The sequence below is a fragment of the Streptomyces sp. PA03-5A genome (assembly GCF_033792725.1).
GTDB lineage: Bacteria > Actinomycetota > Actinomycetes > Streptomycetales > Streptomycetaceae > Actinacidiphila.
In genome coordinates this window covers 70,157-94,796 of sequence record NZ_JARAVL010000020.1, presented here as the reverse complement: position 1 = coordinate 94,796, position 24,640 = coordinate 70,157, and the positions used below count along the sequence as shown (strand labels likewise).

The following is a 24,640-nucleotide window of genomic DNA, read 5'->3' as shown; positions in this document are numbered from 1 at the left end:
TTGGGGGTGCGGGGGTGGAGCTGGAGTAGTCAGTGTTGTTTACGGGAGGGCTTGTCGCCACGCCTCTTCTCGACGCCCTCTTGTAGTGGTCCCTGCCGGCCTGGGCTGGCAGGGACCACTCGTGATGTGGTTCAGGTTGTGGCGGAGATGCCTTGCTTTGCGGCGTGGGCGATGTGGTGGCGTGTGACGCGGGCGACCTCGTCCCAGAAGGGCTTGGCGGTGAGGTAGGCGCCGAGTGTGGAGAGGAAGCCCAGGGAGACGTCGATGCTGAGGCGTCCTTGTTTGGACCAGTAGACGTCGCTGAGGTCCAGGAGCAGGGCGAACTCGTCGGTGATGAGTGCGGTGCCTGCGCCGTAGGCGGCTGCGATGGCGGGGTGTCCGATGGCGCGTTGGTCGCCGCGGACTGCGATGAGTCCGATGCCTGCGAGCGTGGCGATGCCGATGTTGTAGTGGTGCAGGTGTTGGCCGCCAGCGGAGATGTTTCCCCAGGGCAGCCATCCGCCGCGGATGCCGTGGGTGATCACTCGGACGGTGCCCCAGGTGGTGGTGAAGGACAGCCACGTGACGACGAGCGCTTTCTTGGTGGGGGTGAGGTGCTGGTTTGCTGATTGGCGCCATCGGTCGACCAGCCTCGGTCGGCGTCCGCGCTGTCGCGAGGTTTCAGAGCGCATCGAGGACGCCTCCGGCGGGGGAGGTGGCTTGGGTCTTGCGTGTGCGGCTGGCTAGTGCGGCGCCGACGGCGTGCATGCAGGTGGTGCAGTAGTCCTCGCGGGTGACGCCTGGCGTGTGAGGCGTCTTGTCGCTCAGGGTCTGTCCGCACAGAGCGTTGCCGTTGTCGTCGACGGCGTGCCACAGCTGCCAGGTTCCGATCTCGGTTGCTATGTGTTCGGGGCGCATGTGGTACATCGGCCACCTCCCACTCGAACGCGGATGCGGTCAGGGCAATGAAACGGCGGCGACGCCGGGGCGGCGACTCCTTTCGGCCGAACAGGTGAATTTGCGGGAGCCGTGTTTGCCAGTGGCTGGGGTTACTGTGCGGGACATGGCCACTCCTACCCCTCCGAGGATCGCGAACGGCAGTTGCCGGAAGTGCTTCGAGCCCTGTGTCCGTTACGGCGTCGGGGGCAATCCGCTGTGGGACTCGTGCCTCCAGAAGCAGATGCAGCTGTGGGGCGAGGGCGTGAAGTTGGCGGGGCGCGGGCGCGTGGCGTCGGTGGAGGGTCCCGGGCAGTAGGGCGGCCCCGCCGAGGAGGGAAGGACGCGCCAGCGGGGCCGCGTTTTGGGCCCGCCCGGCCGCAGCACCAGACCCCGCGCAGCCGGGCGGGCTGCTGGGGGGCTCTACGGGCTGTGCTCAACGCGGGCGGGGATCATGAGGTTCCAGCCGATGCCGGGGCAGTTTTCCGGAACTGGCGGGAAGGTGTGGCCCTGCACGTTGGTGCTCGTGATGGTGAAGCGGTGCCCTTCGCCGCACGTGCACTCATAGATGCCGCTGACCGGGACCTTCTCGCCCGGGCGATGCATGCGGATTGTCTCGTCCATCAGGTCCTCCTCGCCGATCGGGGCCCAGAGGGGAGGGGACCCCGATCTACAAGGGCGCCGAGGGGCGGAGGCCCTTCGGGGAGCCGCTGTAGGGCAGGTGCACTGCGGCTCTGCGAGGTCGTATTACCGCCCGCGAATCACCGAAACCCTCGTGTTGGTGTTCCTCAGGTCGCGTCCATTTCCGTCGGCGCGACGATGCGCATGCGGCAGCGGGCGAGGCCGTCGGGCTGGTCGGTGAGCATGCTGCTCCCGTCGCCGGCGCGGGCCTCGATCCAGGCGCGGACGCGGGCGACCTGGTCGACGGGGCCGGTGAGGACGACGTCGACGGTGTCGCGGTCGGGGGGCGGGAAGAGGTCGTTTACGGTACGGGTGGCGGCCGACAGGAGCCGGCGGCCGCGGTTCAGGCCCTTGCGGGCAGGGGCAGGTCCAGCTTCGCGAATGCCTCTTCGACGACGTGCTCGGGGTGGTACTCCCACGCGCTCATGGGCAGCTCGATGTCCTGCTCTCCGAGGATGGCGGCCCAGGTGAAGGAGCCGCCGTCGTACACCAGATCCAGGCGGCGGCCGTCGGCAAGCGAGGCCGTGACCTGCCCGTAGACGTGGCCGGACGGGGGCTTCGGGTCGTACTCCCTCTGCGCGACCGTGAACCCCAGCTTCACCAGGTACGCCTCGATGCCGTCGACGGCCTCGCCCAGGGACTTCGGCTCCCCGACCCGGCCGGGCAGCGCTGCCAGCTGCGCAGAGAGGCCCTCTGCGCGGGCTGACGTCTCGGTGGCCAACCCAGCGCCGAGCGACCACAGCTGGCTGGCCAGGGATGGGTCGTGCTCGTTCTGCTCCACCCACTGGCTGATCCGGTCGAGCGCCTTCGCTACTCCGTCAACGGTTGCCAGCAACTGCGTCAGGACCTCCGCCGCTTGCTCGCCCGTGTTCAGCGCCCACTTGTCGCTCAGCAGGCTGGCGAGGTCGTGCGTCAGACCGGCGGCCACCCGCACGCTGGGGATCGTTACGGACGGATCCGCGGCAGCGCCCTGACGATCGGCCAGCAGTTCGAGAACCTCCCCGGCGGTGATCTCGTAGCGGACGGTGGCACCCGTCTCGAAGGTGTCGAACATGCGGCTCTCCGGACTCGAAGGAACGGACGGGCTGCAGCCCGCCGATAGGTAGTACGTCGGGGACTCGGAAGGGTTACGCCTGGTACGGACTTCCTCACCCTGCTGGTCGGCACCATCGACGAAAGATCGCAAACGCTTTACGCTGCGTGCTCGGGGAGTGACGAAATGGGGGGCGAATGGCCGATCCGATCGAGATCGAAGCACCAGACGACACGGGTTCGCCGACTCTGCGGAGGTACGAGTACCAGGTCCATGTCGCCGTGCAGGCGGTCTTGGAGATGCTGGCGGGCGGCGCAGTTGAGCACGTCACGTGTGAGCACATCGAGGACATCGTCGTCGCGCGTAAGGGCGACTCCCGATGCGCCGACGGGGATCTGTTCTGGGACTACCAGCAGATCAAGACTCGCGACGCGGTGGAGCCGTGGACGCTGGCGGATGTGATCTCGAAGAAGCCGTTGAAGAGCCTATGGCGCACACACACGGCTGTTCGGGGTTCCGGGCAGGTGTATCAGCTGACCGCTGGCGTGGAGGGGCACCTCGACCCCGCTGACGCGCTCGTGATCGCGTTGTCGCGGGGACGGGGTGGTGACCTGGAGGCGTGCCGCCGGCGTGTCGGCGCCCACCTGAAGGTCGCCGATGACGACCAGCTGAGCGAGTTCCTGGGGCTCGTCCGGGTGCGGTCCTTCGTACGCCGCGAGAGCGTCGAAGCCCACAACACCCGTGTACTTGCCGACCTGGGGCCCGGGCTTCCGATGGCCACGATCGACGCCCTCTACACGGAGTTGCTGCGTCGGACGCGGGAAGCCATGCAGGGGCGTCCCGTGGCCCGGTGGACCGAGCTGCTTGCCGTAGACAATCCGCCGGCTGCCGTGCTGAACAAGCGCGTCTCGGCTGCGGTCATCGCCGATGTACGGCAGCGACTCACGCGTCCGGACCACGTCCTGCTCCAGGACCTCTCTCTGCAACTGAGCAACTCGGAGACCAGCCTCGTTCGCAAACTGCGGCAGGGAGCCGCGTCCCAAGGCGTCATCCAGGAAGCGCAGATGATGCGAGCCAACGCAGACCATCACCGGCTCCGGGAAGCGGCGCTCGGCACCTGGCCCGACGACCCGGCCGTGGAGGCGGACCTCGACCAGCGGCTGCTGTTCCTGGCTCGCCGCGTCGGTCGCGCTCACGAAGACAATCCCCGGCCAGCGAACGCCATCTTTGACGCTTTGCAGGTCGAACTGCAGAACAACCCCGGCGCCTACGACCGCGTGCCGCTGTACGCACAAGACGGTTTTCTGCTTGTGGGCCGGGCGTGCGCTGTGTCGGACGAATGCCGTTTCGACTGGGGGAACGCTCGTGACGCCTCCTGACACTGCCACATCCACGCCGGTGGACCGGCCTGCTGATGGCCAGCCGCCCTCCGTCGATGCTCAAGCACGCCTGCTGCTACTCATCGATGTCTTCTCTGAAACGAAGGGAAGCAAGGGCATCGAGGGCCGGATGAAGCTCGCCAAGCTGGACTTCCTGCTGCGCTACCCCGGTCACTTTCGCAAGCTCATGTCCGCCCGGCGACCCGGTACGGACATCGGCGAGGACCCCTGGCTGACCGGCGCGATCGAACAGAGCATGATCCGGTACCGCTACGGGCCGTGGGATCCCACCTACTACACCTTGCTTGGGGCCCTCACGGGCAAGGGCCTGATCGAGCCCAAGCACGAGGACGCGGTCGCCACCTACTGCGCTACCCGAGCCGGGCACACCGTCGCGCATGCCCTTGCCGAGACCGAGAGCTGGCGTCCAGTACGAGAGCGGGCCCTACTGCTGCGCCGCCACTTCAACCTGAGCGGCACCACGCTGAAGGATCTCATCTACGAGACGTTCCCCGACATCGTCGAGGCGGACTGGGGGACCTACCTGTGAGACTGCGCATCGAAGAAGTGACCTTGGTGGGCACCACCCGCACCGTACGCTTTGAGCCCGGCATGAACGCCATCGTGGGCTCCATGAGCGGCGGTAAGACCGCCACCGTGAGCTGCCTGCGGGCCCTACTGGGCGCCGAAGTGAGCGTCGTGCCCGAGCTGCGGGGCCGGTCCATCTCCGGAACCGTACTCATTGGCGATCGCCGCTTCCGCATTGTGCGCCAACTCGTCAGCACCTCCACCGCCAAGGTCGACATCGCCGAGATCGGCGGCGAGCAGGAGGTGTGGCGCCTGCCCGCCAGCCAGCTGCAGGCGGGCTACGACCAGACCTTCCGCGACTGGTGGCTGACCATGCTCGGCCTGCCCCGCATCCGCGTCCCCCGCGCCCCCACGGACGAGACCAGCCCTCTCATCCCGGTCACCATCAGCGACTACCTGATGTACTGCGTCCTCAGGCAGAAAGAGATCGACACCTCCGTCTTCGGCACGCCGGACAACACTCAGAAGAACATCAAACGCAAGTACGTCTTCGAGATCCTCTACGGCCTCTACGACCCCGAAGCCGCAGGACTGCGCGAGCGTCTCCGCGCCGTGACCACCGAGCTCAACGCCCTCACGGCAGACGCGACCACCCTGGAACGCATCCTGGAGACCACCGCATTCGCCTCTCGGGCGCATCTCGAAGTCCAGCGGCAGGAAACCGAGCAGCAACTGGTCCAGGCACGTCAGGCCGACCAGGTTTTGTCCCGCCGCCTCACCCACCCCGCCACCGTCGCCCTGCGCGAGCAGATCGGGGAAACGGAGGCCGAACTCGCCCGGATCTCGGACGCAGCCGCGTCCGAAGCCGTCTCCGTATCCCGGCTCGAAGAACTACGCGACCAACTCATCGCCCAAAGCCGCCGCCTCACTCGCGCGCTGGTCGCCGAGCGGCTGCTGAACGACTTCGAATTCCACACCTGCCCGCGCTGCGGCGCCGGCGTTCCCGAACGGGGCGATGAAGACACCTGCAGGCTCTGCCTGCAGAACCCACCACGAAATGCAGCCCCGTCCACGCTCGCCGCCGAGCAGGACCGCGTCATCGAACAGGTCACCGAGACCGAAGACCTCATCGAACGGAGCAAACGCCGCCTCGACGAACTCGAGGCCGCCCGTTCTGCTCAAGGGCGCCTCCGCGCCGAACTCGGGGAGAAGCTCGACCGCGCCACCGCCACCTACGTCACCGACCACACTGACCGCATCCGCGCCATTGCCGCTGAACAGGCCCGGCTGGAAGAACACCTGGCCCGCATCGACGACGCTCTGTCTCTGCACGACCGCCTGCAGGGACAGAGCGAACGAATTGCGGAGCTGGAGCGGGAACAAGAAGAGCTCAACAACCGTATCGCCGCCTCCCGGCACAGCAACCCTCATGTCCACGCCCGCCTGGACGAGCTTGACGAAGCCTTCGAAAATGCCCTCCGCAGTTTCGACGCCCCCCGCTTCGACAACCGGCCCGGCTCCCGAATCAACCGGGAAACCTACATGCCTGTCGTCGACGGGCGCTCGTTCGCCGACCTGCAGTCACAGGGCGTCGAGGTCCTCGTCAACGTGGCCCACGTCCTCGCACACCAGCACGTCGCACTCCACGACGACGCCATGCTCCTGCCCAACCTTTTGATCATCGACGGCATCAGCAGCAACGTCGGTCACGAAGGGATCGACCTGGAGCGGCTGCGCAAGATGTACGCCACCTTGCTGGCGAGCGCCACCGAACACATCGACTGCCTGCAGATCATCGTCACCGACAACGACCCCCCGCCCATCAACAGCATCCACCGAGCCCTGGAACTCTCGGACACGGATCGGCTCGTGCCGACGGGAGAACCGGCCGATCAGTCCCCGGAAGGCGAGCAAGCCGTGTCCGGCGGTGACGCCAGCGGTCCTTGGTGATTCTTTCAGGCCCGTGCGCTGCCCCGCACGAATTCGCGGGACAACACGCCTGGCGGTCGGACGGGCAACGGTGCTTATCTGCGGTTCTGGGCGCCTTTTTCCAGTTCAGTGACTGGTGCCAGGCGCAGGCAAGTGAGGCACGCGGTCAGTTCGGTCGGAAGCGTTCGCGGGGTTCCGCACGGCCGGCGCAGGGTGGTCAGCGTTTGACGCGGTTGCGGACGGCGAGGACGGCCAGGCCCAGCAGGACGGGCTCGGTCAGGCGGGAGACCATCTCGATGTAGGTGCCGGTGGTGGTCAGGTCCTGGCCGGAAGAGCGGAACACCACCGAGTTGAGGGTGACATTCAGGGATTTCTCAAAGCGCTTGCCGGTGAACCGCTTGCCGGTGGGGTTCTGGGGATCGTCCTTGTCGATCTCGAAGGTGACCTTGCCCCCGCCAGCCGGGACGGTGCCGGTCGCCGTCTGCTTCGGGGTTTCCTGGGCGAGACCGACGGCCATCAGCATGACAATGGTGAGGAGCATGGCCGCCCCGAGCCACGCCAGGGCCCTGAAGGCGCGCAGACCGTAGCCTGACAGCGCCCAGTAGCCGGTCAGCAGCCCTCGCTCACTGCGGGGGATGTCGTCGGCGTGGCGGCGCATCTCCATCTCCCCGTAGTAGAAGTCCGCAGCTCCCGGCTCGTGCTTGCCGTCCTCGAAGGCTTTACGCAAAGCCCGGTACACAGGAGCCAGCTGCAACGGTCCAGTGCGCCCGGCGCCGAGGACTGCCACGTTCCACCCCCGTACCGCCCCCGGCTGGCTGGCGCGCCAGTGGTGTTCCTCAGCCAGGACTCGCCGCGCGGTGAAGTGCACGGGCGGCCAGCGCCGCCGGTGCACGGCGCGCGGAGCCGTGTCGAACGTGCAGGCCCCCTCCAGACGAAGTTGGTCCAGGTGGACCGTGCCGGCGAACAGGCACCCCGACAGATCGACGTCGGCCAGTACCAGATGGGCCGCATCCACCCCACGCAGCGACGCCAACCGCACCCCGGCGTCAGGCTCGCCCGGAAAGGGATCGCACGCCAGTTGTTCGCCGTCGGCAAGGACGAACGGTTCGGCTTCTGCAGCGATCGTGACGGGGTACTCGAACACTGCATGAGCGACATCCACCGTGGCATAACGCAGGCGGATCTCCGCTGTCGATGACCAGCGAGTACGACGACACTCCAGACGGCGGGTAGCAAACGAAAGAGTCACCGGACTGACGAACTTCGCGCCGGACAGCACAACCCGCCCAGCACAGGCCACCGGCCCCAGGCTGTCAGCCTCCACAAACACCGCCGACTCGAACCAGGCGTCGCCCTTGAAGGTCGCCAACCCGAACCAGGCGTCGCCCTCGAAGGTCGCCGACCCGAACCAGGCGAGGCCCTTGAAGGTCGCCGACTCGAACCCGGCACCGCCCTCGAAGGTCGCCGACCCGAACCAGGCGAGGCCCTTGAAGGTCGCCGACTCGAACCCGGCACCGCCCTTGAAGGTCGCCGACTCGAACCTGGTGTCGCCCTTGAAGGTCGCCGACTCGAACCCGGCACCGCCCTTGAAGGTCGCCGACTCGAACCTGGTGTCGCCCTTGAAGGTCGCCGACTCGAACCCGGCGAGGCCCTTGAAGGTCGCCGACCTGAACCTGGTGTCGCCCTTGAAGGTCGCCGACTCGAACGAGGCGTCGCCCTTGAAGGTCGCCGACAAGAACCAGGCGCCGCCCTCGAAGATTACCGACCTGAACCAGGCGTCGCCCTCGAAGGTCGCCGACTCGAACGAGGCGTCGCCCTCGAAGGTCGCCGCCCCGAACCCGGCACCGCCCTCGAAGGTCGCCGCCCCGAACATGCTCGTGCCTATGCGGGCGTTACCGGTTGCGGGGTCACGGAGGGCGTTGAGTAAGGCGTTGAGGAGGGATGCGGTGAAGTTGGTGCCGCGGTGGTCGATGTCGGAGCCTGGAGTCAGGGCGGCTAGGTAGGCGTCACGGTCCGCGTCGGCAAGATGGGCGAGGCATGCGGTGTGGCCGGGGACGTGGATGCCGTAGCACCCAACGGGGTTGGCAGCAGGGTCGGCACCGTGTGCGCAGTGCGGCCAGGGTGGTGGTTCGGATGTGCTCATGGTGCAGCGGCTCCAGGTTTCAGGGTGCCCGTATGGACGCCCCTGGGGTCGGGAACGGTTCAGGCTCGACGGTGACGAAAGCGTCGGGGGGACGCTCCCACGCTTCGAAGATGCCGTAGATGCCTAACTAACCCGTAGGAAGGCCGGCACCGAGTAGTTGCGGCCTGCGTGTAGGGGTTCGGCGCCGCTCAGCCCTTCAGCCCGCGGCCAGGCTGGGCCGCGGCGGCGGCCACAATCACATCGACGACGGCGAGGCGCACAACGAGCGCGCGTCATCCGCCGAACGCTCCGTCGCCGAGGAGCGCTCGCGTCAGCTCAGGGCAGCGGCGGCGGCACCTTCTCGGGCTCTGCGGTCGATCTGCCCAGGATGGAGGGCGGGGGAGGAAGTAGTCGGTTGTGGAACGGGACTCGTGCGGCCAGTACCAGCCGAACGACTGGCCGGGCGGGGTGTCCCAGTACGTCTGGAACCAGCATCGGTCAAAGCGGTGAAGGCCGAGGGCGACCTCGCGACTGTGAACGGCCTCAGTGTGATTGCAGTCGTAGCACAGCAGCCCACGCACCAAGCCCGTGCGGTGATCGTGGTCGACGACCTCTGCAGGGCCGGGGCAAGTAGCGCAACGGCCGTCCTGGTCGCCGAACAGACGCCACCACACGTACCAGTGGGGAACCCGGCCCGGGTGCGGCCAGCTCTCGGTCAGGGGCCCTTGCCAGGGACGCCTAGGTGCGCGTGGCGGCCGGGTATGGAACGGGCCCCAGTAGCGGCCGGCGTCCTGGCACTGTGACGGCCCACCGATCGGGCGTCGCTGATAGTCCGCGCCCATCGGGGCGGCTGGAGGGTGATGACTGGCTGCCGCGAGAGCGAGAGCGTCGGTGATGTACCGGGGGATCGGCCTCGCAGGTCGGCTGGGCACGGGAAATGCGATAGCCAGGAGGGAGGTCACGCCCACCTGTCGTACCGCCGTCGCGTCCTCACGTAAATACTCATGCCTGGACACTACGACGCTTCCACGCATGGCCTTCGCGGGCCTGTACGAGTGGTGGCGGAACAAGGAGGTCGCCGGTGACGACGACCCGGGCGCCTGGCTGGCCACCTGCACGATCATCACCACCGATGCCGCCGACTACGACGCCTGGCTCGACCCCGAGCACCAGGACCCCGACGAACTCCGCGCCCTGCTGACCGCGCCCGCGGATGGTCAGCTGTCGTTCCGGCCCGTAGGCACGACCGTCAACAGCGTCCGGAACAACGGGCCCTACCTCCTGGACGCCGAGACTCTTGCCTGAAGGAGCGCCTCCGTCCGTCGCGTGCAGAATTGCCTGGCCCCTCGAACCTGCGGATCGCTAACCTCCGGCCATGTCGGAACATGCATCGTGGGAAGCCCGACTGGGCCGGATGAAGAGCGCCGTCGAGCTGTGGGCGAAACGTACGAGCGGGGACGACAGCGGGCCAGCACGGGTGGAGCCGGGTAGCAGTCTGTCCGGCGACGACAAGTTGTTTCCGGATCATCCGGTGTCCAGTGTGGCCTGGCACGGACTGATCACTGCGGTGGAGCACTTGGACTTTGCTCTGACCGCCATGGCCAAGACACAGACCCTCTATCCGGCGGCCTACTTCACGACCCTGCGAGCTGGTCTGCTGGGCGCCGCCCAGGCTGTCTGGGTCTTGGACCCGCGTAGGCGGACGGAACGGCAGACGCGCGCCCTCGCTGCCGCCGCGGCGAACTACGCCGAGCAGCGGAAGGCGATCGGCGCACTCTCGCCGACCACCCCGGAACAGGCAACTGAGCTCAGCGCACTCCGCGACAGGCTGTCGAACCGGCTGGACGAGGTCGCGGCGGCTGCCGAGTCGATCGGCTGTGACCCGGCCAGGGCTCGCAAGCTCTCGCTGGTGGCCACCGACGTGATCAAAAAGGCTGCGTCAGCGGCTCTGGCCGGCACGCCGGAGCAGGAGTACGCCATGTACTTGTGGCGGATAGGCAGCGGCCACGTCCACGGACATCCCTACACCCGCTACCTCCAGCTCCGGACGGATGACCTCACAAAGGACGCTGACGGCCGCCTGTGGGGCCGCAACACCGCCACGATCACCGAGGTCGGCCTGGCCGCATCAGCCGCCGTGGACCGGCGGTCCGCGAAGCCGAGTACTCCCAGTGGAAGCACGCCGTCGAGCTGACCCTGGGCTCGGCCGCCCCGCCCCTGAGCGGCCCTATCCCTGGGGGCGGTCCTCGCTCAGGACATCGAAGCGGGTCGCTCTCGTGGGTGGGCGGAGGAACGGGGTGCGCTGTCGCTGGGACCAGAGGATCGGGGCGCCGGAGGTGTCGCGCGCCAAGCGGTGGCGGCGGGTCAACGTGACGCCGATCGACGGGATCGTGGCCGGCTCGATCTCGTGGACGGTCTCGCCGCCGGGACCGCGGACGCGCAGCACCTCGGCGGCGGCCGCCGGCAGGAGGACCGGGTCGGGACCAGACAGGTCGGCCAGCCGACGCTGCACGAAGCGGCGCCGGTCGTCGACCTCGTACGGGTGCCAGTGCGCGGCCGCGTCCTGCCCGGCGGCGTACACGTAGGACGGGGGCTCCACGTGCTGCGGCACGGGCGCCGGCGGCTGCGCCGGCACCGCGTGGCCGTCGAGCCGCCGCTCGACCGCCCACATCAGGTTCGCGTACTCGTCCAGGCCCAGCAGCACCTCCTCGACCGGCTCTCCCTCGACGGGCGTGACCGCCCGCAGCCACACGACGAGTGAGGACGGCGAGAGCCCGGAGGTCCGGAAGAGGTACCAGTCCGGCGGCGGCGCCACCGCGTACGAGTCACCGAAGGAGTCGGTCACGAGGACCGACGGCAGCGTGAGCACGGACCCGGCGGCCGCGTCGACGGGGAACACGAACCAGTCGTCGCCGTGCGTCGAGATCAGCTCCAGCAGCAGCGTGGTCGCGACGTGGCTGCTGTCCGGCGGGTAGCCGCCGATGTCGACCGCCGCGTCCTCGATCTCCCAGAACCGGCTGTTCGGCGCGCCGGGGTAGTGCAGCGCTACCGGGTACGCACGCCGTTCGGCCGCCGCGGCGAGCGACACCGGCCCCGCGGCGGACCCGGAGAACCAGTCGACCCGCCCGCCCCGGTGCCGCGGCAGCGCGAGCGTCGTGTCCCCCACCGGGAACTCGGCCGTGTAGACCAGCTCCGCCGGGTCCCACCGGAACGGCGGCACACCGGGGATCCCGGCGAAGTCCGCCGCGGTGAGCCCCAGCGGCTCGGGGTCCCGCCAGGCGGCGAGCCCGTCGAGCGCACCGGCCAGCCCCTCGTACGGCGGCGGCGGATCGACCAGCAAGTACGCAGGGTTGACAGCAGACGGATCGAGGCCCAGCGCGGCACCCACCCGCACTCGCCGTCCCAGCGTCCACCAGCTGTCCATTTCGGACTCGACGAGCGCCTCGGCCGGCACCACCGCCGGATCGCCGGCCGGGTCGTCCGGCGCGGGCTGCACCGGCGACGACGACGCCGAGAACGTCACGAGCACCGGCGTGGTCGCGTTCTCGCCCTGATGCTCGCCCATCTGCCACTGCCGGGACAGGAACCACACCGGGTCGTGCACGCCCGCGGCGAAGCCAGCGGCCAGCGACCGCCGGGTCGGGTCGGGTTCGATCCGGCGGTGGACGTCATAGCGGTCGGCCATCAGAACGACGTCCCTTCGACCTTGAACCCGGTCTGTCCGGTGCCCTCCAGCAGCACGGTCGGCACGGCGGCCTGCAGCCCGCCGAGGTGCTCGGCCCGCCCGGCCCGCGCGTGTGCGAGCCGCCGGGTGTCCACGAGCACCGCGACGAGCCCCTCGGTCGTGGCTCCCACCCCGTACGACGCCGAGAGATCGGGCGGCACCGCCAGCAGGATCGCCTGCGGCGGCCTAGCGGCCGGCGCGTTGAACCCGAACGCGGCCGTCGTGGTTTGCCGGGACCGCGGCACCGACTCGCTCCAGCTGTCCACGAGCCCGGTCGCCACCAGCGCGTCGGGCTGTGCCGACCACACGTCCCCGAGCCCGTAGCCGGCGACGAACCGCGGCAGCGCCGCGCGCGGGTTCCCGCCCGGCGCGGTCCGCGCGGCCCGCAAGCCGGCCAGCGCCGTCGTACGCCAGTGGTCGCCTGGCGCGCTCGAGGTCGGCGCCAGGGACGGTGCATCCCCGACGAGCGCGGCGAGTTGCACGGCCTCCAGCCGGGCGACGTGCGGCCGGACCGCCGCGACGACCGGCAGCCACTCCTCGTCGAGCCCCGGGTCAGCGGCAGCGGTAAGCCCGCTGAGCTCGCGCAGCGTGCCGAGCGGCACCACGGACAGCACGGCCAACTGGCCCTCGCGCGCGGCGAGCTCGGCGATCGCGCGGCCGACCGGCTCCCGCGCGCCGATCGGCGGTGCGGCCTGCAGTCGGGCGGCGAGCGCGTCGTGGGCGCGGCCGGCGAGCGACGGCAGCAGCCCCGCGTCGGCCGGCTCGACGCCGTCGAGCAGCGCGGCCAGGAACGCCGACTGCTCGGTCTCGCCGACCATCGGCGTGACCCCCCACCGCAGCGCCCGGCGCAGCGCCGCCACCCGGGACGGCGTGTCGGCCGCCGCGGCCAGCGCGTCCACCGTCCGCTGCGCCTCGTCGCGCAGCTCGGCGTACCGGGTGCGCAGGTCGGCGAGGATCGCGGCGTCGAGGGCGGCGACGCCGGCGGAGTCCTCGGTATTCGCGACGTCGCTCGCGAGCGCCGGCTGGCTGCCGAGCGCGTGCACGAGGTCGCGGGCGCGCCGCTGCCAGCCCGGTCCGGTGCCGCCGTCCGGCGGGGCACCCAGCCGGTACGCCGCCATCGCCGAAAGCAGGTCCGGCGACAGCACGAGCGTGTCCTCCGGCGCGAGCCCGAGGTCGGAGAGCGTGACCGTGCCCCAGGTCCACGCCGAGGCGGGGCCCGTCGCCGCCGCGACCGCCGCGGCCACCGAGGCGTCCGCGATGAGAGCGGGCGCGACTCCGTCACCGGCGAGCGGCGCCACGTAGGGCACCGCGGCCACCACCGCGGACGTGAGCCCGTCGGCGGCCAGCGGGGTCTCGGTGAACGCGAGCGTCGGCGGCGCGCCAAGCCCCGCGGCGGCGTCCATCGCCGCGCCGGCGAGGTCCGCCCGGCCGGTCACGACCTGGTGCACGGCCTCCGCGACCAGCAGGTCCCCGTACGCGTCGAGCGCGTCCCGCAGCCCCTCCAGCAGCTCCTTCTGCGCCGGGGAGACCGGCAGTGGCGGCGCGGCGGACAGCAGGGCGGTCAGCGCGGCGAGCCCTGAGCAGACCCGGCCGGGTTCCGCCTGCCCACCGCGCATCGGGAACTGCGAGCGCAGCGCGTCCACACCGGCGCGGGTACCGACGATCCGCTCCACCTGCCGGCCGAGCGCCTCGTGCAGGTGCGCCCCGATCCGGACCTCCTCGGCCATCTCCTCAGCGAGCCGGATCCGATCGGACTCCAGCTGCATCGACCACAGGTCGCGGCTGGCGGGATCGGTGAGCCGGTCGGTGACCTGCTTGTCCCGCAGCACGACCGCAGTCAGCGCCTGCGCGTGCGACGGTGCGTGCAGCAGCCCGCCCTCGGTCGGGCCTGGCGTGCCGAGCATCGGCCCGTCCACCCAGCCGTACACGCCGAGCCGGTACCGGGTGTCCGGCTTCGCGGCGAGCAGGTCGAGCCGGCGCGCCGCCATCCCGGTGAGCCACGGGTCGGCGCGGTGGGTCGCGGTGTCCAGAGTGGACCGCAGCGCACGCTCCACGTCGGACAGCAGGTCCGGCGGCGGCTCGCGGAGCAGCTCGTACAGCCGGGCCAGGCCGTCGCGGTGCACCCGCAGCACGAAGCCGGCCGCGTGGTCGTCCGGGTCGCCGGGCGACCAGGCCTGGCCGAGCGAGCGCAGCAGCGTCGGGTTGCCGGTCGAGCCGATCTCCGGCTCCAGCAGCGGGTCGCCCGAGCCGGCGTTCACGCGGGCCACCGCGGCGACCGCCAGCATCACCGAGTGCAGCAGCAGCCGGACGAGCAGGCTGTCGGGCAGCAGCTCGCGCCACGCCTCGATGGCCCGGTCCCACGGGCCGGGCCGCTCGTCGAGCAGCGTCTTGACCAGCCGCGCGAGGCCGTCCTCGACGGTCATCGCCGGCACCGAGTTGCCGTTCTCGTCGACCCGGCCGGGCTCGTAGAACCACGACGGCCACCGGGTCGGCGCGACCAGCGGCAGCGTGAGCCGGTCGGCCTCGGTCGCAGCGAGGTACTCCCGCGCCGGCTCCCGCCCGAGCAGGTTCACGGCGGGCTCGAAGGCGGCCCGCACCTCCTCGGCGAACCGGTCGGCCTCGACGCCGGTCGTCGCGTTCCACAGCGCGGCCCAGAGCGTGGCCGGGAGCAACAGCCGGTGCGCGTATCCGGCGGAGACCGCGTCCCGGCCCAAGATCTCGAGCAGCCCGGCGGTGTCCGCGCCGACCGCGGTGCCGTGCCCGCGCGCGCCGGCGGCGAGTGCGTCGCGTAGGACGAGCAGCGGTGCGAGCATCCGCTCCTCGCACGCCGCGAGCTCGCCCTCCTCCGCCGAGATCCGCCAGCCGGTCATCACCGAGGCGGGCAACAGCCCGTACGGCTGCTCGGCGATCCGTACGGGCGGCAGCGGCCCCTCCGGCCGCAGGTGGTCCGCGGCCCAGGCGCCGAGCCGGTCGGCGTCCTCGCGCATCCCCCACACCTCGCGCAACTGGTGCCCCCACAGCGCCGGCCACAGCGCCCGAACGAGCAGCTGGTCGAGGGTCCCCGCCGAGCCGGGCACCGCCGGGAGCGAGTCGGGCGCACCGGTCAGCGGCCGCGCGAGCGGGTTGACCCGGATGCCCTCGACCCGGAACGCCGCGGTGTCCCGCCACTCCCCCGGGTCGGTGCCGAGGCTCGCGGCCTGCTGGCCGTCCACGGCGTTGGTGGGCGCGCCGAGCGGCAGCAGCGCCAGCTCGCCGGCGTCGGCCTGCGCCCGCAGGTGCCCGGCCGGCTCCTCGTCGCCGACCCCGACCACGTAGAGCACGCCGATGTCGTCCGGCCCGCGCCCGTCCGGCAGTGCGATCTCCAGGCCGAGGCCGACGTCCTTGGCGGCCTGCCAGGACACCCACCAGCGGTCGGCCTGCTCGACGACCGTGCCGTCGGCCTCCGCGCGGGCGCCGACCACGTCGAAGACCAGCGCCGAGGTGTCCACAGGGGACGATCCGACCAGCACGGGGTCGCCGGCGCCGAACGAGCACCACACCTCCAGCGACGGGGGGAAGCCGCCGACCCGGTTCGGCGGCGTGGTGTGCTCGGCCGCGTCCGGCGCCGCGACGGTCACGCCGCCGGCGCCGACCACGGGCGGGTACGCCCCCACAAGCCACGCGGCCCGCGGTGGCGCGACCTGGCGGCAGAACCGCTCCCACGCCGGCGGGCACAGGTCGCGCGACAGCCAGTCCGACGGCGGGAGCGCGCGCTGCGCCGGGGTGAGTGCGTTCCAGGTGTCCTGCCACATCTGGGTCAGCATCGCGACCTCGGCCGGGGTGGGGACCGGGTCGTCCCGGCGTATCGACGCCTCGTCCGGCACGACCCGTAGCAGCATCGTCCACCGCGGACCGTCCTGCCGGAACAGCGTCTCGAGCCGTACGGGCAGCAGCACGCACACGTCCCGGACGAGCACGGGCCGCTCGGCGGCGGGCAGCTCGAGCCGGGTCCGTACGGCGGACGCCACCAGCGTGTCGAAAGCGTCGGCGCCGAGCCTCGCCCGCAGGCTCGGCACGATCTCCGGCCCCGGCCGCTCCTGCCGGACCACCGCCAGCGCGGCGTTCACCTGTGCGGGCATCGGCGGCGCGGTCCCGGCGAGCACGCGCACCGCGTCGGCGCCGAACGCGCCGAGGATGTCGCCGGTGCGCGCCTTCGGCGGTCCCCACAGCCAGGCCAGCACCGCCCGCTCCGCCGCCTCGTCGGTGAGCTCGCCGGCCGGCGCGCCCGCCAGCAGCGTGCGCTCGGCGTCGATCGCGGCGGCGAGGGCCTGGACGGCCGTCAGCCGCTGCTCCAGTTCCGCCCGCGAGTCGGGCGTGAGGTCCCCGGCCAGCTGGATCGAGATGTCGGCGATCCGGTCCGCGGCGGTCCCGGTGGCGCCCTGCAGCAGGGCGTCCCGGCGCGATACGTACGTCATGCCAACCCCAGCCGCTCGAGGAAGTCGCCGTCGAACCCGACCCGGGTCGGCGTGTCGATGGTCGCGGCCGCGAACGTCGCTCCGGTCGTGGCGCCACCGCCGACCGGGTTCTCCGCCGCGTCCACCGACCGGAACCGCAGCTCCGACGGCGGCTCGTCCAGCACCAGCCAGAACTGGTCCAGTGTGGACGGATCGACGTCGAACGCGAAGAACACGACGTCCGGCGCCAGCGCGCCCTGGAAGATCGGCCCGAGGAACCGCCGGTCGGCCTTGTTCGCCGCGGCGTACGAGAAGTCCGGCGTCGCCAGCAGCGCGGCGTCCGCGGTCGGCGTGGGGCGGACGAGGTAGACGAGGGTGCGCGGGTAGCGCCGGAACAGGTCCGTCCGGAACACGATCACCAGGTCCTGCTTGCCGGTCGTGTCGCCGGGCTGCGTGACCTGGTGCCCGAGATCGCCGAGGTCCGAGGCGAGTGGCCACGACTCGACCGGGACGATGTCCGCCTCCCGCTTCCCGGTCTCGAAGTCGACGTGCCCCCAGAACATCCGCAGCGGCGTGCAGCGCCGGTCGACCGGCATGTTCCGCCAGTGCATCTCGCAGTGCAACTGGGTGTTGAGGCCGACCAGGTACGCGTCGATGAAGGCCGGGTTCGTCCGCATCGCGACGACCGAGTGCTTCTGCAGCGTGCCGATCCCGGGCAGCAGCCACTCCTTGGCTCGGTCGCGCAGCAGCGTCCACGTCGGCAGGTCGATGCCCACCGGTAGCTCCGGCGGCTCCAGCGTCAGCAGCGGCAGGCCCTTGACCCGGGACCGGACGCGCCGGACCGGGGGCGCGTCCGGACCGCGCGGGTCGATCGCCGCGCTCACCACCCCGGCCGCGCCGTCGAGGTTCGGCGGCGCGCACTCCGGCATCTTGCCGCGCGGCAGCAGCGGGTCGAGGAACCGGCGTAGGTCCACCACGTTCAGCCGGTGCTCGCCGACCGGCGGCGGATCGCGGCGCGGCTCGAGCGGCAGCTCGCCGAGCGTCGGCAGCCCGAGCCGGCGGGCGATCTCGTCGACGTGCGGCAGCCCGGACGGCACCGGAAGCGGCAGCGGGCAGGCGTTCGCCGCCGCGATCAGGTCGGGCCGGGACACGAAGCCGGTCGCGGTGTGCCGCGTCCAGGCGGCGCCGCGGCGCAGCATCCGGCGCGCGGCCGACGAGAACAGGGCGGCCTCGAGCGGGCTCGCCGGCCCGGTCAGCGCGTCGAGCGCAGTCCCGGTCGGCGTCCGTAGCCGGCGCATCAACGGCGCGAACAGGTCGATCCGGCGTACGGGGTCGTCGGGGATCCGCCGCTCCCACAGCGATCCCGCCGCGTGCAGGCCCAGCGCGAGCTGGGCGATGAGGTGCCCGGCGAGCGGCAGCGCGCCGAGCTGGTCGGCCGCCGCGGCGACGAGCTCATCCTGCCACTCCAGGCCCATCCACAGCCCGAGGCCGGCCGTGCCGCGGAAGCGCGGGTCGGCGCTCAGCCTGTCCGCCCACGCCGACGAGCCGGTGACCCACGGCCGCCCGTAGTCCGGCAGGCTCACCACCCCGCGCCCGAGCGGATCGGCGAGCGCCCGCGCCGCGGCCACGAACGCCGCGAGGTCCGCCCGCGCGGCTGCCTCGTCGGCGCCGTCCGGGTCGCCGCCGAGGTTCGTGATCGCGCCGCGGACCTCCAGTCCGAGGTCGACCGGCCCCCTCCGGTACGCCAGCGGCGCCCGCCCCAGCCCCGCGGACGACCGCGCGGTGATCGCGAACGCGAGCGTCTCGAAGTCGCCCTCCTCGGCGGTCCAGAACCGCCACCAGTGCAGGACCGGCAGCGTGGCTGGCTGCCGGCCGCCGGCGAGGTCCCAGGCCGGCGCGCCCGCGTCGTCGAACGCGGGGACGACGACCGCCCGGTACTCGGTCTGCGGGTCCAGCCTGCGCGGCGAGAGGAGCCGGGAGGCTCGCGTACGCCCGTCGTCCTGCACGTGCGCCCACAACGCGGACGTGGCCAGATCGTGCTTCTCCAGCACCGACCGCCGCAGGATCGCGACCGTGCCGGAATCCACCCGCAGCTCCTCGGTCGTGCCGACGAGCACGACCAGCCACGGCGGCAGCACGTCGCCGGCGGCCTTGCGCGGCGTGTACCGCCACGGCAGGTCCGGGTCGGCGAAGTCGACGTGCACGAGCTTCGTGGTCTCCGCGTCCGGCGCGTCCGCCCGGGGCGCGGTCCGTGCGACGACCCCGGGCTTCAGCGCGGCGACGTCCCGCGGCGCGACGAGCGCGAACGGCACCGCGCCGCCCGCGGTGTCCGGCTGCTGCCGGTCGTCCAGCCGGAGGTCGAGCGAGCCGACCAGCCGGCCGTCGTGCGGCGCGGGATCGGGCACCAGGTCGAAGAGCGACGAGCGCTGCCAGCTGGTGAACGTCAGGTCGGTCACAGCGTCACCACCACGTCGGCGCTCGGCGTCGCGACCAGCCCCGGTCCCAGCCGGGACAGCTGGAACGCCTGGAACGGCGTCTCTCCACTGGCGACCGTCGTGCCGCCGGCGGAGTGCACGTCGTACGTCTCCGCCACGACCGCCACCTTCGGCAGCCCGGCCTCGACCCGCGGCGTCGTGTCACGTTCGGACAGTGCCGCCGCCAGCGCCGGCGTCAGATAGGAGCCGACGGTCGCCGCGAACCGGGTCGGCGACGGCCGCTTCACGAGCGAGATCTTCGGCGAGTACGGCACGGCCGTCGGCGCCTTCGCGTCGCCGCCACTCGCGATCCGGATGCCCGAGCGCAGCACCTGGAACGTCGCGTTGTTCATCGTCTGCGCGGCCGCGAGGTCGAGCGAGGTGAACGTGCCGGGGCTGAACCAGTCGCTCTCGTCGGTGACCGCCCAGCCGGCCGGCCCGGTCAGCGCGAGTTGCGCCTTCCCGGTCAGCGGCGCGCCCTCGAAGCGGTCGACGAGCGTCTCCAGCGGCGCCCGCTTCTGCTCCCAGATCAGCGCGCCCACCGGCGAGACCAGCACGCCGTCGACGGCGATCCCCGGCTTGAGTACGACGTCGACGTCCTCCCCCTCGGCCCGCAGGTTCTCCCGCCGGGACAGCTCGGGCTTCAGCGCCTGCACGATGCTCGGGACCGGCGCCGGCCGGTCGGCGTCGTTGCCGCCGAGCGAGACCGTCGCGCTGCCGGACACCTTGACGAACAGCAGCCGCACGCTCGCCTCGGCGTGCACGACCAGCGGCCCGGGACCGGTCAGCCGGCCGGAGACGTCCACGCTGCACAGCGAGACATCGAAGACCTCGATCGAGAAGCCCGCCGCGAACGCGAAGTCGAACGCGAACGGGCGGAACTGGATCAGCGCGTCGAACGACAGGTAGCCGTGCGCGCTGATCGGCCCGAGCTCCAGCCCGGCCTCGACCTTCGCGCCGAGCTGCAGGGTGTTCGAGGTGAACGCGACGTACATCTCCAGGCGCAGGTAGATCCGCGCCACCACGTTCACGTCCAGCACGGCGCCGACACGCGCGATGACCGGCAGGTTCAGCGGTCCCGGGTCGAAGCGCGGGTGGAAGCCCCCGACGGACAGCAAAATATACGGGTTCGCGCCGTACGAGAGCCGGAACGCCATCCCGCCGGTGAGCCGGAAGACACCGAGCGCGTGGGAGTTCACCAGGTACGCGTCGAGCGAGATCAACTTCTGCTCGAAGTCCAGGACGCCGAGGAAGTCCATTCGCAGGTAGAGCAGCGCGAACGTCTCGTCGATCCCGATCATGACCTTGACCGAGCCGAGGATCACGATCCGGGACGGCCCGGGCAGCTCGATGAGGATCGCCACGTCGACCCGCACGATCGGCGCGACCCAGCTGAGCTGGAAGGTCGGCCCGACCACGAACGACCCGCGCTGCGCGGGGAAGAACGCGGCGAGGTCGCCCAGCAGCGTGGGCGCGTTCTTGACCGGGTCGTCGCAGAACAGCACGTTGCCCGCGGCGCCGGACGCGAGCCGCTGCCGGAGCAGGTCCACGTCCGCACGCCGGTTCAGGCCGACGAGGCCGCCGACGCCGGTGATAGCGAACCCGAACCCGAGCTGGATCCCCGGCCAGAACCGGATCCCGAGTACCGCCACGAACGACGGCGAGCCGTCGTTCGTCTGCTCGTACAGCCCGTACGCCGTGATCGCCAGGAAGCTCAGCTTGACCTGCAGCACCCCGGCGTACCGGTTGCCGTCGACCGCGAGGAACCCGCCGCCGCTGATCGGCCCGGCGTCCATCGCGATCCCGAGCCCGTTCGGCGGCCGGAAGCCGGCCTCGATCTGCAGCGGACCGAGGTTGCCGCCGCCGGCGGGGGCGTCCAGGGTCGCGATCACGCCGATCCGCTCGACGAGAATCGTCAGCGGGCCGAGGCTCGTGCGCAGGCTCGCGGACAGCTCGACCGGTACGCCGGAGCCGCCCGCCGCGAGGCCAACGGTCACCGCGGTCACCTCGACCGCCCCGAGCGAGAGCCGGACTGGGAACGAGGCGGCGAGGCCGGCACCGCCGCGCACCCGCACGGCGCCGCCGGACAGGTCGAGGCCCAGGTCGAACCCGGCGGCCAGGTCTTTCGGCAGCAGGGCCTTGAGCAGCCCGCCCGCGCCGCCGAGGTCGAGGTCGAGGCGCGCGCTGGCGGCCGTGACGCCGACCGTGACGCCCTTGCCCGCGGTGACCGAGATCGTGACGGCCACGGTCTCCACCGAGAGGCCGGCGACACCGGTCAGCCCGAGCACGGTCACGCGCTCGCCCGCCTTGCCGGCGGTGACCGTGACGCTCGCGGTCAGCGTCGAGGCCGGCGTGACGGACACGGTGAGGTCCGGCGAGAGCCGCAGCATCGCGTCGGCAGGCACCGTTCCGGCCACGCCGAGCGTCGCGGTGACCCGCTCGCCGAGCTGCTCGTCCCGGGTCGAGGCGGCCTGGATCCCGAACCGCTGCGGGAACAGCAGGTCTGAGCCCTCGACCGCGACGACGAACCCTGGCGCCTGCAGCACGGCGCCGATCCCGCCGGTGCCGGTGGTCACGTACGGCCGGGCGCTGCGCTCGTCGCCGTCGTCGACGAGCCGGGCGAGCATCCCGAGCAGCACCGTCCCGTCGAAGCTGGCCGCCCCGAACCCGTACGCGTCGCGCGGCAGCGACAGCGGGTCGGTGAGCAGCCGACCAATCCGTCCCCAGTGGACGGTCCACGAGACGAACGAGGGGAAGGCCGGATCCGCCGGGTCGCCGGGCACGTCTCGCGCCTCGATCAGGCCGGTGAGCGTGAGGACCGCCGAGAGCGTCGGCATCCGGGCACGCAGGCCGTCGACGACGACCAGCGACAGAACCCGGCCGGGCAGCCCGGACAGTAGGCCGCCGGCGCGTGCCCGCCGAGCCGGGTCCAGCGAGCCGAGCGCGCCGGTGACCGCGGCCTCCCAGGTGGACAGTCCGGACAGGACGGTGGCGATCCGGTCGACGACGACGGCGCCGTTGGTGGTGATGCCGAACGTGTCGTCGCCGCCGATTGACACGTCCAGCGCCGCGACCGCGTCGACGAGGTCCACGGCGGCGGCGACCACGGACGCCGCGGCCGGGCCGGCCGGCGCGAGCACCTCGTCGTCGAGCGCGACGCCGAGCCGGGACAGCACGGCGCCGGGGTCGGCCAACGCGCCGCCCAGCGCGCCGAGCGCGTTGCCGAGCAGCGACGCGACCCGCTCCAGCGAGCCCGGGCCGGTCACGGGGCCGGCGTCGCCGCGAGAGCGGCCGCCACGTCCAGCTTGCCGGCGCCCCACACCGCGTTGGGCAGCACGAGCTCGGGTGGAATCTGGTCTTTGCGCGCGGTGGCGGCGAGGATGTCGCGCACCTGGCGGTAGGTCAGCGTCGGGTTCTTCTGGAACATCAGCGCCACCGCGCCGGTGACGTGCGGCGCCGCCTGGCTGGTGCCGGTCTCGACGACGTGCCGGCGCAGCGTGATCCCGGCGAACCGGCCGCGGACATAGTCCTCGTGCACCGGGGCGCCGACGCTGGCCGAGACGATCCTGCGGCCCGGAGCGACCACGTGCGGGCGGACCTGGTCCGGCGTCGCGCCCCAGGTGCCGTCGATGCCCCAGCTCGACGAGCAGTAGATCTCGCCGTAGTGCTCGCCGAGCCGCGGGTCGCCCGGCTCGGCCGTGTAGTTGCCGACCGAGATCACCCCGCGCGCCGAGTTCGGGCAGGTTATCGTGTTCTCCTTGACGCTGTCGCCGTACGCCAGCTGCGGATAGCCGTCGATGTCGCTGCGCTCGACCCAGAGGTCGACGGTCGCCGCGTGGCCCGCGGTCTCGCGCAGTTCCAGCACCCACTGCCCCTGCCGTACGGGTCCCGGCAGCGAGAAGTCGATCTTCCGCTTGCCGTTCGGCTCGGGCCCCGCGTTCGCGGCGATGACCGCGACCTTCGTGCCGGCGATCGACACCGTGCTGGTCATGCCCGGCGGGTTCCACGCGCTCGGGTTGAACCGCGGCGGCGAGATTCGCGCCTCCAGCTTCGCGGCGCCGTCGTACCAGAGGTAGAGGTTGTCGTCTGCGTTGTCGGCCGGCAGCGCGAAGCCGTTCGGGAACACGATCGGCTCGACGTCGAGACGGAACGTGGCGGTACCGAAGGCGGGAATGTCCTTACGGCCGTGCCGCCGAATGTCGGCCTCGTTGCCGGCCGCGACCACGACCGCCCGGCCGGGCAGCGGGTTGCCGGCGCCGTCGTGCAGCAGGCGGTCGATCGCGAGCTCCAGCGCCGAGCTGCCGTCCCGGGCGCCCTCGTGCGTGCCGAAGCTCATGTTCACCACGCACGGCTGGCCGCGCTGCGCCGCGAGCTCGAACACGAACTGCAGCCCGTCGGAGGCGGCCCTGGCGGACAGCACCATCGCCGAGTTCGCGAAGACGATGTCGGCCTCCGGCGCGACGCCGACGAGCCGGAACGGCGGCAGCCCCGCGTCCCCACCCGCGCCGCTGCCCGCGGCGATGCCTGCCACGTGCGAGCCGTGGTCGGACTGCGAACTGGTCCAGATCGCGTTCATCAGGTTGTTCGCGACCACGTCGGCGACGGCGGCCTGGTCCCACCAGACCCCGTACGGGAAGCCGGGCGGCCCCTGGCCGACCGCGGGGGATACCTGGTCCCAGTAGCCGATCACGCGGCTCTTCGGCGGCACGACCCCGGGCACCGTGAACGTCGGATGCGTGACCGTGAGCCGGTTGTCGAGGATGCCGACCAGCACGCCCTTGCCGGTCACCCCGGGCGTCCCGCCGACCGAGTACGGCGGGGCCTGGGGGCGCACGGCGGTGGCCTTGATCTCCGGCATGCTGCGGTCGATCAGCAGATGCGTACGCGCCGAGGCGGCCAGCCACCGCACGCCCGGCACCGCCTCCAGCGCGGCCACGTTGGCGAGCCGCACGGTGCCGGTCGCCACCTCGCCGTCGTGGTGGCCGACCTCCAGCCCGGCGGCGGTGAGCACGGCCGGATCCCCCGCGAACGTCACGAAGACGTCGACGCTCCGCTCTGGCTTCCCGTCGTGCCGCCAGCTCTCCAGCTCGCGCAATAGGCCCGCGTCGCAGCGGTCCCCGGTCACCTACAGCTGCCCGGGTGGCTCGGCGGACACGGTGACGGTCATGTCCAAGACCCCGTCATCGTCGTCCTCGTCGTCCGCGCGGTCGAGGACAATCGCGCACCAGCACGGCGCGCTGCTCGGGTCGCCGTCGCTGACGCACGCGTCCGGGCCGGGCCCGTCCAACTGCGGGATCGACACCGACGCGCGGTCGACCGGCTGGACATTGCAGTCGAAGACATCGGGTATCTCCTCTACGTCCTGGGGCGACGGCGGGTCAACCGAAATCATCATGCATCACGGGACTTGGTCATTTCGACC

General features: G+C 71.7%; 16 protein-coding genes and 1 pseudogene. 5 read left to right on the top strand and 12 right to left on the bottom strand.

Going from position 1 to position 24,640, the window contains the following annotated elements; genetic code table 11:
- Nucleotides 1-131 precede the first annotated feature (131 nt).
- From PV410_RS24845 to PV410_RS24830, 4 genes are all read right to left on the bottom strand, one after another.
- Nucleotides 132-671 carry a hypothetical protein gene (locus PV410_RS24845; protein WP_500327797.1) on the bottom strand — a complete coding sequence of 180 codons (540 nt, stop codon included), beginning with the start codon at nt 669-671 and terminating at the stop codon, nt 132-134.
- Nucleotides 661-906 (bottom strand): hypothetical protein, encoded by a 246-nt coding sequence (locus PV410_RS24840; RefSeq protein WP_500327795.1) that lies wholly within the window; start codon nt 904-906, stop codon nt 661-663. Before PV410_RS24840 ends, PV410_RS24845 begins: the two co-directional genes overlap by 11 nt.
- A 432-nt stretch (nt 907-1,338) precedes the next feature.
- Nucleotides 1,339-1,539 (bottom strand): hypothetical protein, encoded by a 201-nt coding sequence (locus PV410_RS24835; protein WP_500327794.1) that lies wholly within the window; start codon nt 1,537-1,539, stop codon nt 1,339-1,341.
- A 400-nt stretch (nt 1,540-1,939) separates the two neighbouring features.
- Complete coding sequence (locus PV410_RS24830) at nt 1,940-2,650, bottom strand: hypothetical protein (protein WP_500327793.1); 711 nt, start codon at nt 2,648-2,650, stop codon at nt 1,940-1,942.
- Nucleotides 2,651-2,826: 176 nt separating this feature from the next.
- Here PV410_RS24830 and PV410_RS24825 point away from each other — a divergent pair, with 176 nt between their 5' ends.
- The 3 genes from PV410_RS24825 (at nt 2,827) to PV410_RS24815 (ending at nt 6,486) form a co-directional block, all read left to right on the top strand.
- Nucleotides 2,827-4,008 (top strand): dsDNA nuclease domain-containing protein, encoded by a 1,182-nt coding sequence (locus PV410_RS24825; RefSeq protein ID WP_500327792.1) that lies wholly within the window; start codon nt 2,827-2,829, stop codon nt 4,006-4,008.
- A gap of 130 nt (nt 4,009-4,138) precedes the next feature.
- Nucleotides 4,139-4,558 carry a hypothetical protein gene (locus PV410_RS24820; RefSeq protein ID WP_500327790.1) on the top strand — a complete coding sequence of 140 codons (420 nt, stop codon included), beginning with the start codon at nt 4,139-4,141 and terminating at the stop codon, nt 4,556-4,558.
- Nucleotides 4,555-6,486: a hypothetical protein gene (locus tag PV410_RS24815; protein WP_500327788.1), complete on the top strand. Its 1,932-nt coding sequence runs from the start codon at nt 4,555-4,557 to the stop codon at nt 6,484-6,486. The genes PV410_RS24820 and PV410_RS24815 overlap by 4 nt, the downstream gene beginning before the upstream one ends.
- Before the next feature lie 196 nt (nt 6,487-6,682).
- On the opposite strand, the gene PV410_RS24810 is transcribed toward PV410_RS24815, so the two are convergent.
- The gene (locus PV410_RS24810) at nt 6,683-8,608 is read right to left on the bottom strand and encodes a pentapeptide repeat-containing protein (RefSeq protein WP_500327786.1); all 1,926 of its coding nucleotides are present in this window, start codon (nt 8,606-8,608) and stop codon (nt 6,683-6,685) included.
- A 272-nt stretch (nt 8,609-8,880) separates the two neighbouring features.
- On the bottom strand, nt 8,881-9,429 hold the full coding sequence (locus PV410_RS24805) for an endonuclease domain-containing protein (protein ID WP_500327785.1): 549 nt from the start codon (nt 9,427-9,429) through the stop codon (nt 8,881-8,883).
- 190 nt (nt 9,430-9,619) lie between these two features.
- On the opposite strand from PV410_RS24805, the pseudogene PV410_RS24800 reads away from it, so the two are divergent.
- Nucleotides 9,620-9,892 (top strand): annotated as a pseudogene (locus tag PV410_RS24800) (SOS response-associated peptidase); the annotation flags it as partial.
- A gap of 70 nt (nt 9,893-9,962) precedes the next feature.
- Nucleotides 9,963-10,781, top strand: coding sequence for a hypothetical protein (locus tag PV410_RS24795; RefSeq protein WP_500327784.1), 819 nt, complete (start codon nt 9,963-9,965; stop codon nt 10,779-10,781).
- Between the two features lie 33 nt (nt 10,782-10,814).
- Here the strand turns inward: PV410_RS24795 and PV410_RS24790 are convergent, their stop codons facing one another.
- From PV410_RS24790 to PV410_RS24765, 6 genes are read right to left on the bottom strand one after another with little or no spacing between them, the layout of a single operon-like run.
- Nucleotides 10,815-12,272, bottom strand: coding sequence for a hypothetical protein (locus tag PV410_RS24790; RefSeq protein ID WP_500327783.1), 1,458 nt, complete (start codon nt 12,270-12,272; stop codon nt 10,815-10,817).
- The gene (locus PV410_RS24785) at nt 12,272-16,765 is read right to left on the bottom strand and encodes a hypothetical protein (protein WP_500327782.1); all 4,494 of its coding nucleotides are present in this window, start codon (nt 16,763-16,765) and stop codon (nt 12,272-12,274) included. Before PV410_RS24785 ends, PV410_RS24790 begins: the two co-directional genes overlap by 1 nt.
- Nucleotides 16,762-19,200, bottom strand: coding sequence for a hypothetical protein (locus tag PV410_RS24780; RefSeq protein ID WP_500327780.1), 2,439 nt, complete (start codon nt 19,198-19,200; stop codon nt 16,762-16,764). Before PV410_RS24780 ends, PV410_RS24785 begins: the two co-directional genes overlap by 4 nt.
- Nucleotides 19,197-22,484, bottom strand: coding sequence for a DUF6603 domain-containing protein (locus tag PV410_RS24775; protein WP_500327779.1), 3,288 nt, complete (start codon nt 22,482-22,484; stop codon nt 19,197-19,199). The genes PV410_RS24780 and PV410_RS24775 overlap by 4 nt, the downstream gene beginning before the upstream one ends.
- Nucleotides 22,481-24,343, bottom strand: a complete 1,863-nt coding sequence (locus tag PV410_RS24770; protein ID WP_500327778.1) for a S8 family serine peptidase — start codon at nt 24,341-24,343, stop codon at nt 22,481-22,483. Before PV410_RS24770 ends, PV410_RS24775 begins: the two co-directional genes overlap by 4 nt.
- A complete protein-coding gene (locus PV410_RS24765) occupies nt 24,344-24,613 on the bottom strand; it encodes a hypothetical protein (RefSeq protein WP_500327777.1) in 270 nt (89 codons plus the stop codon).
- Nucleotides 24,614-24,640 lie beyond the last annotated feature (27 nt).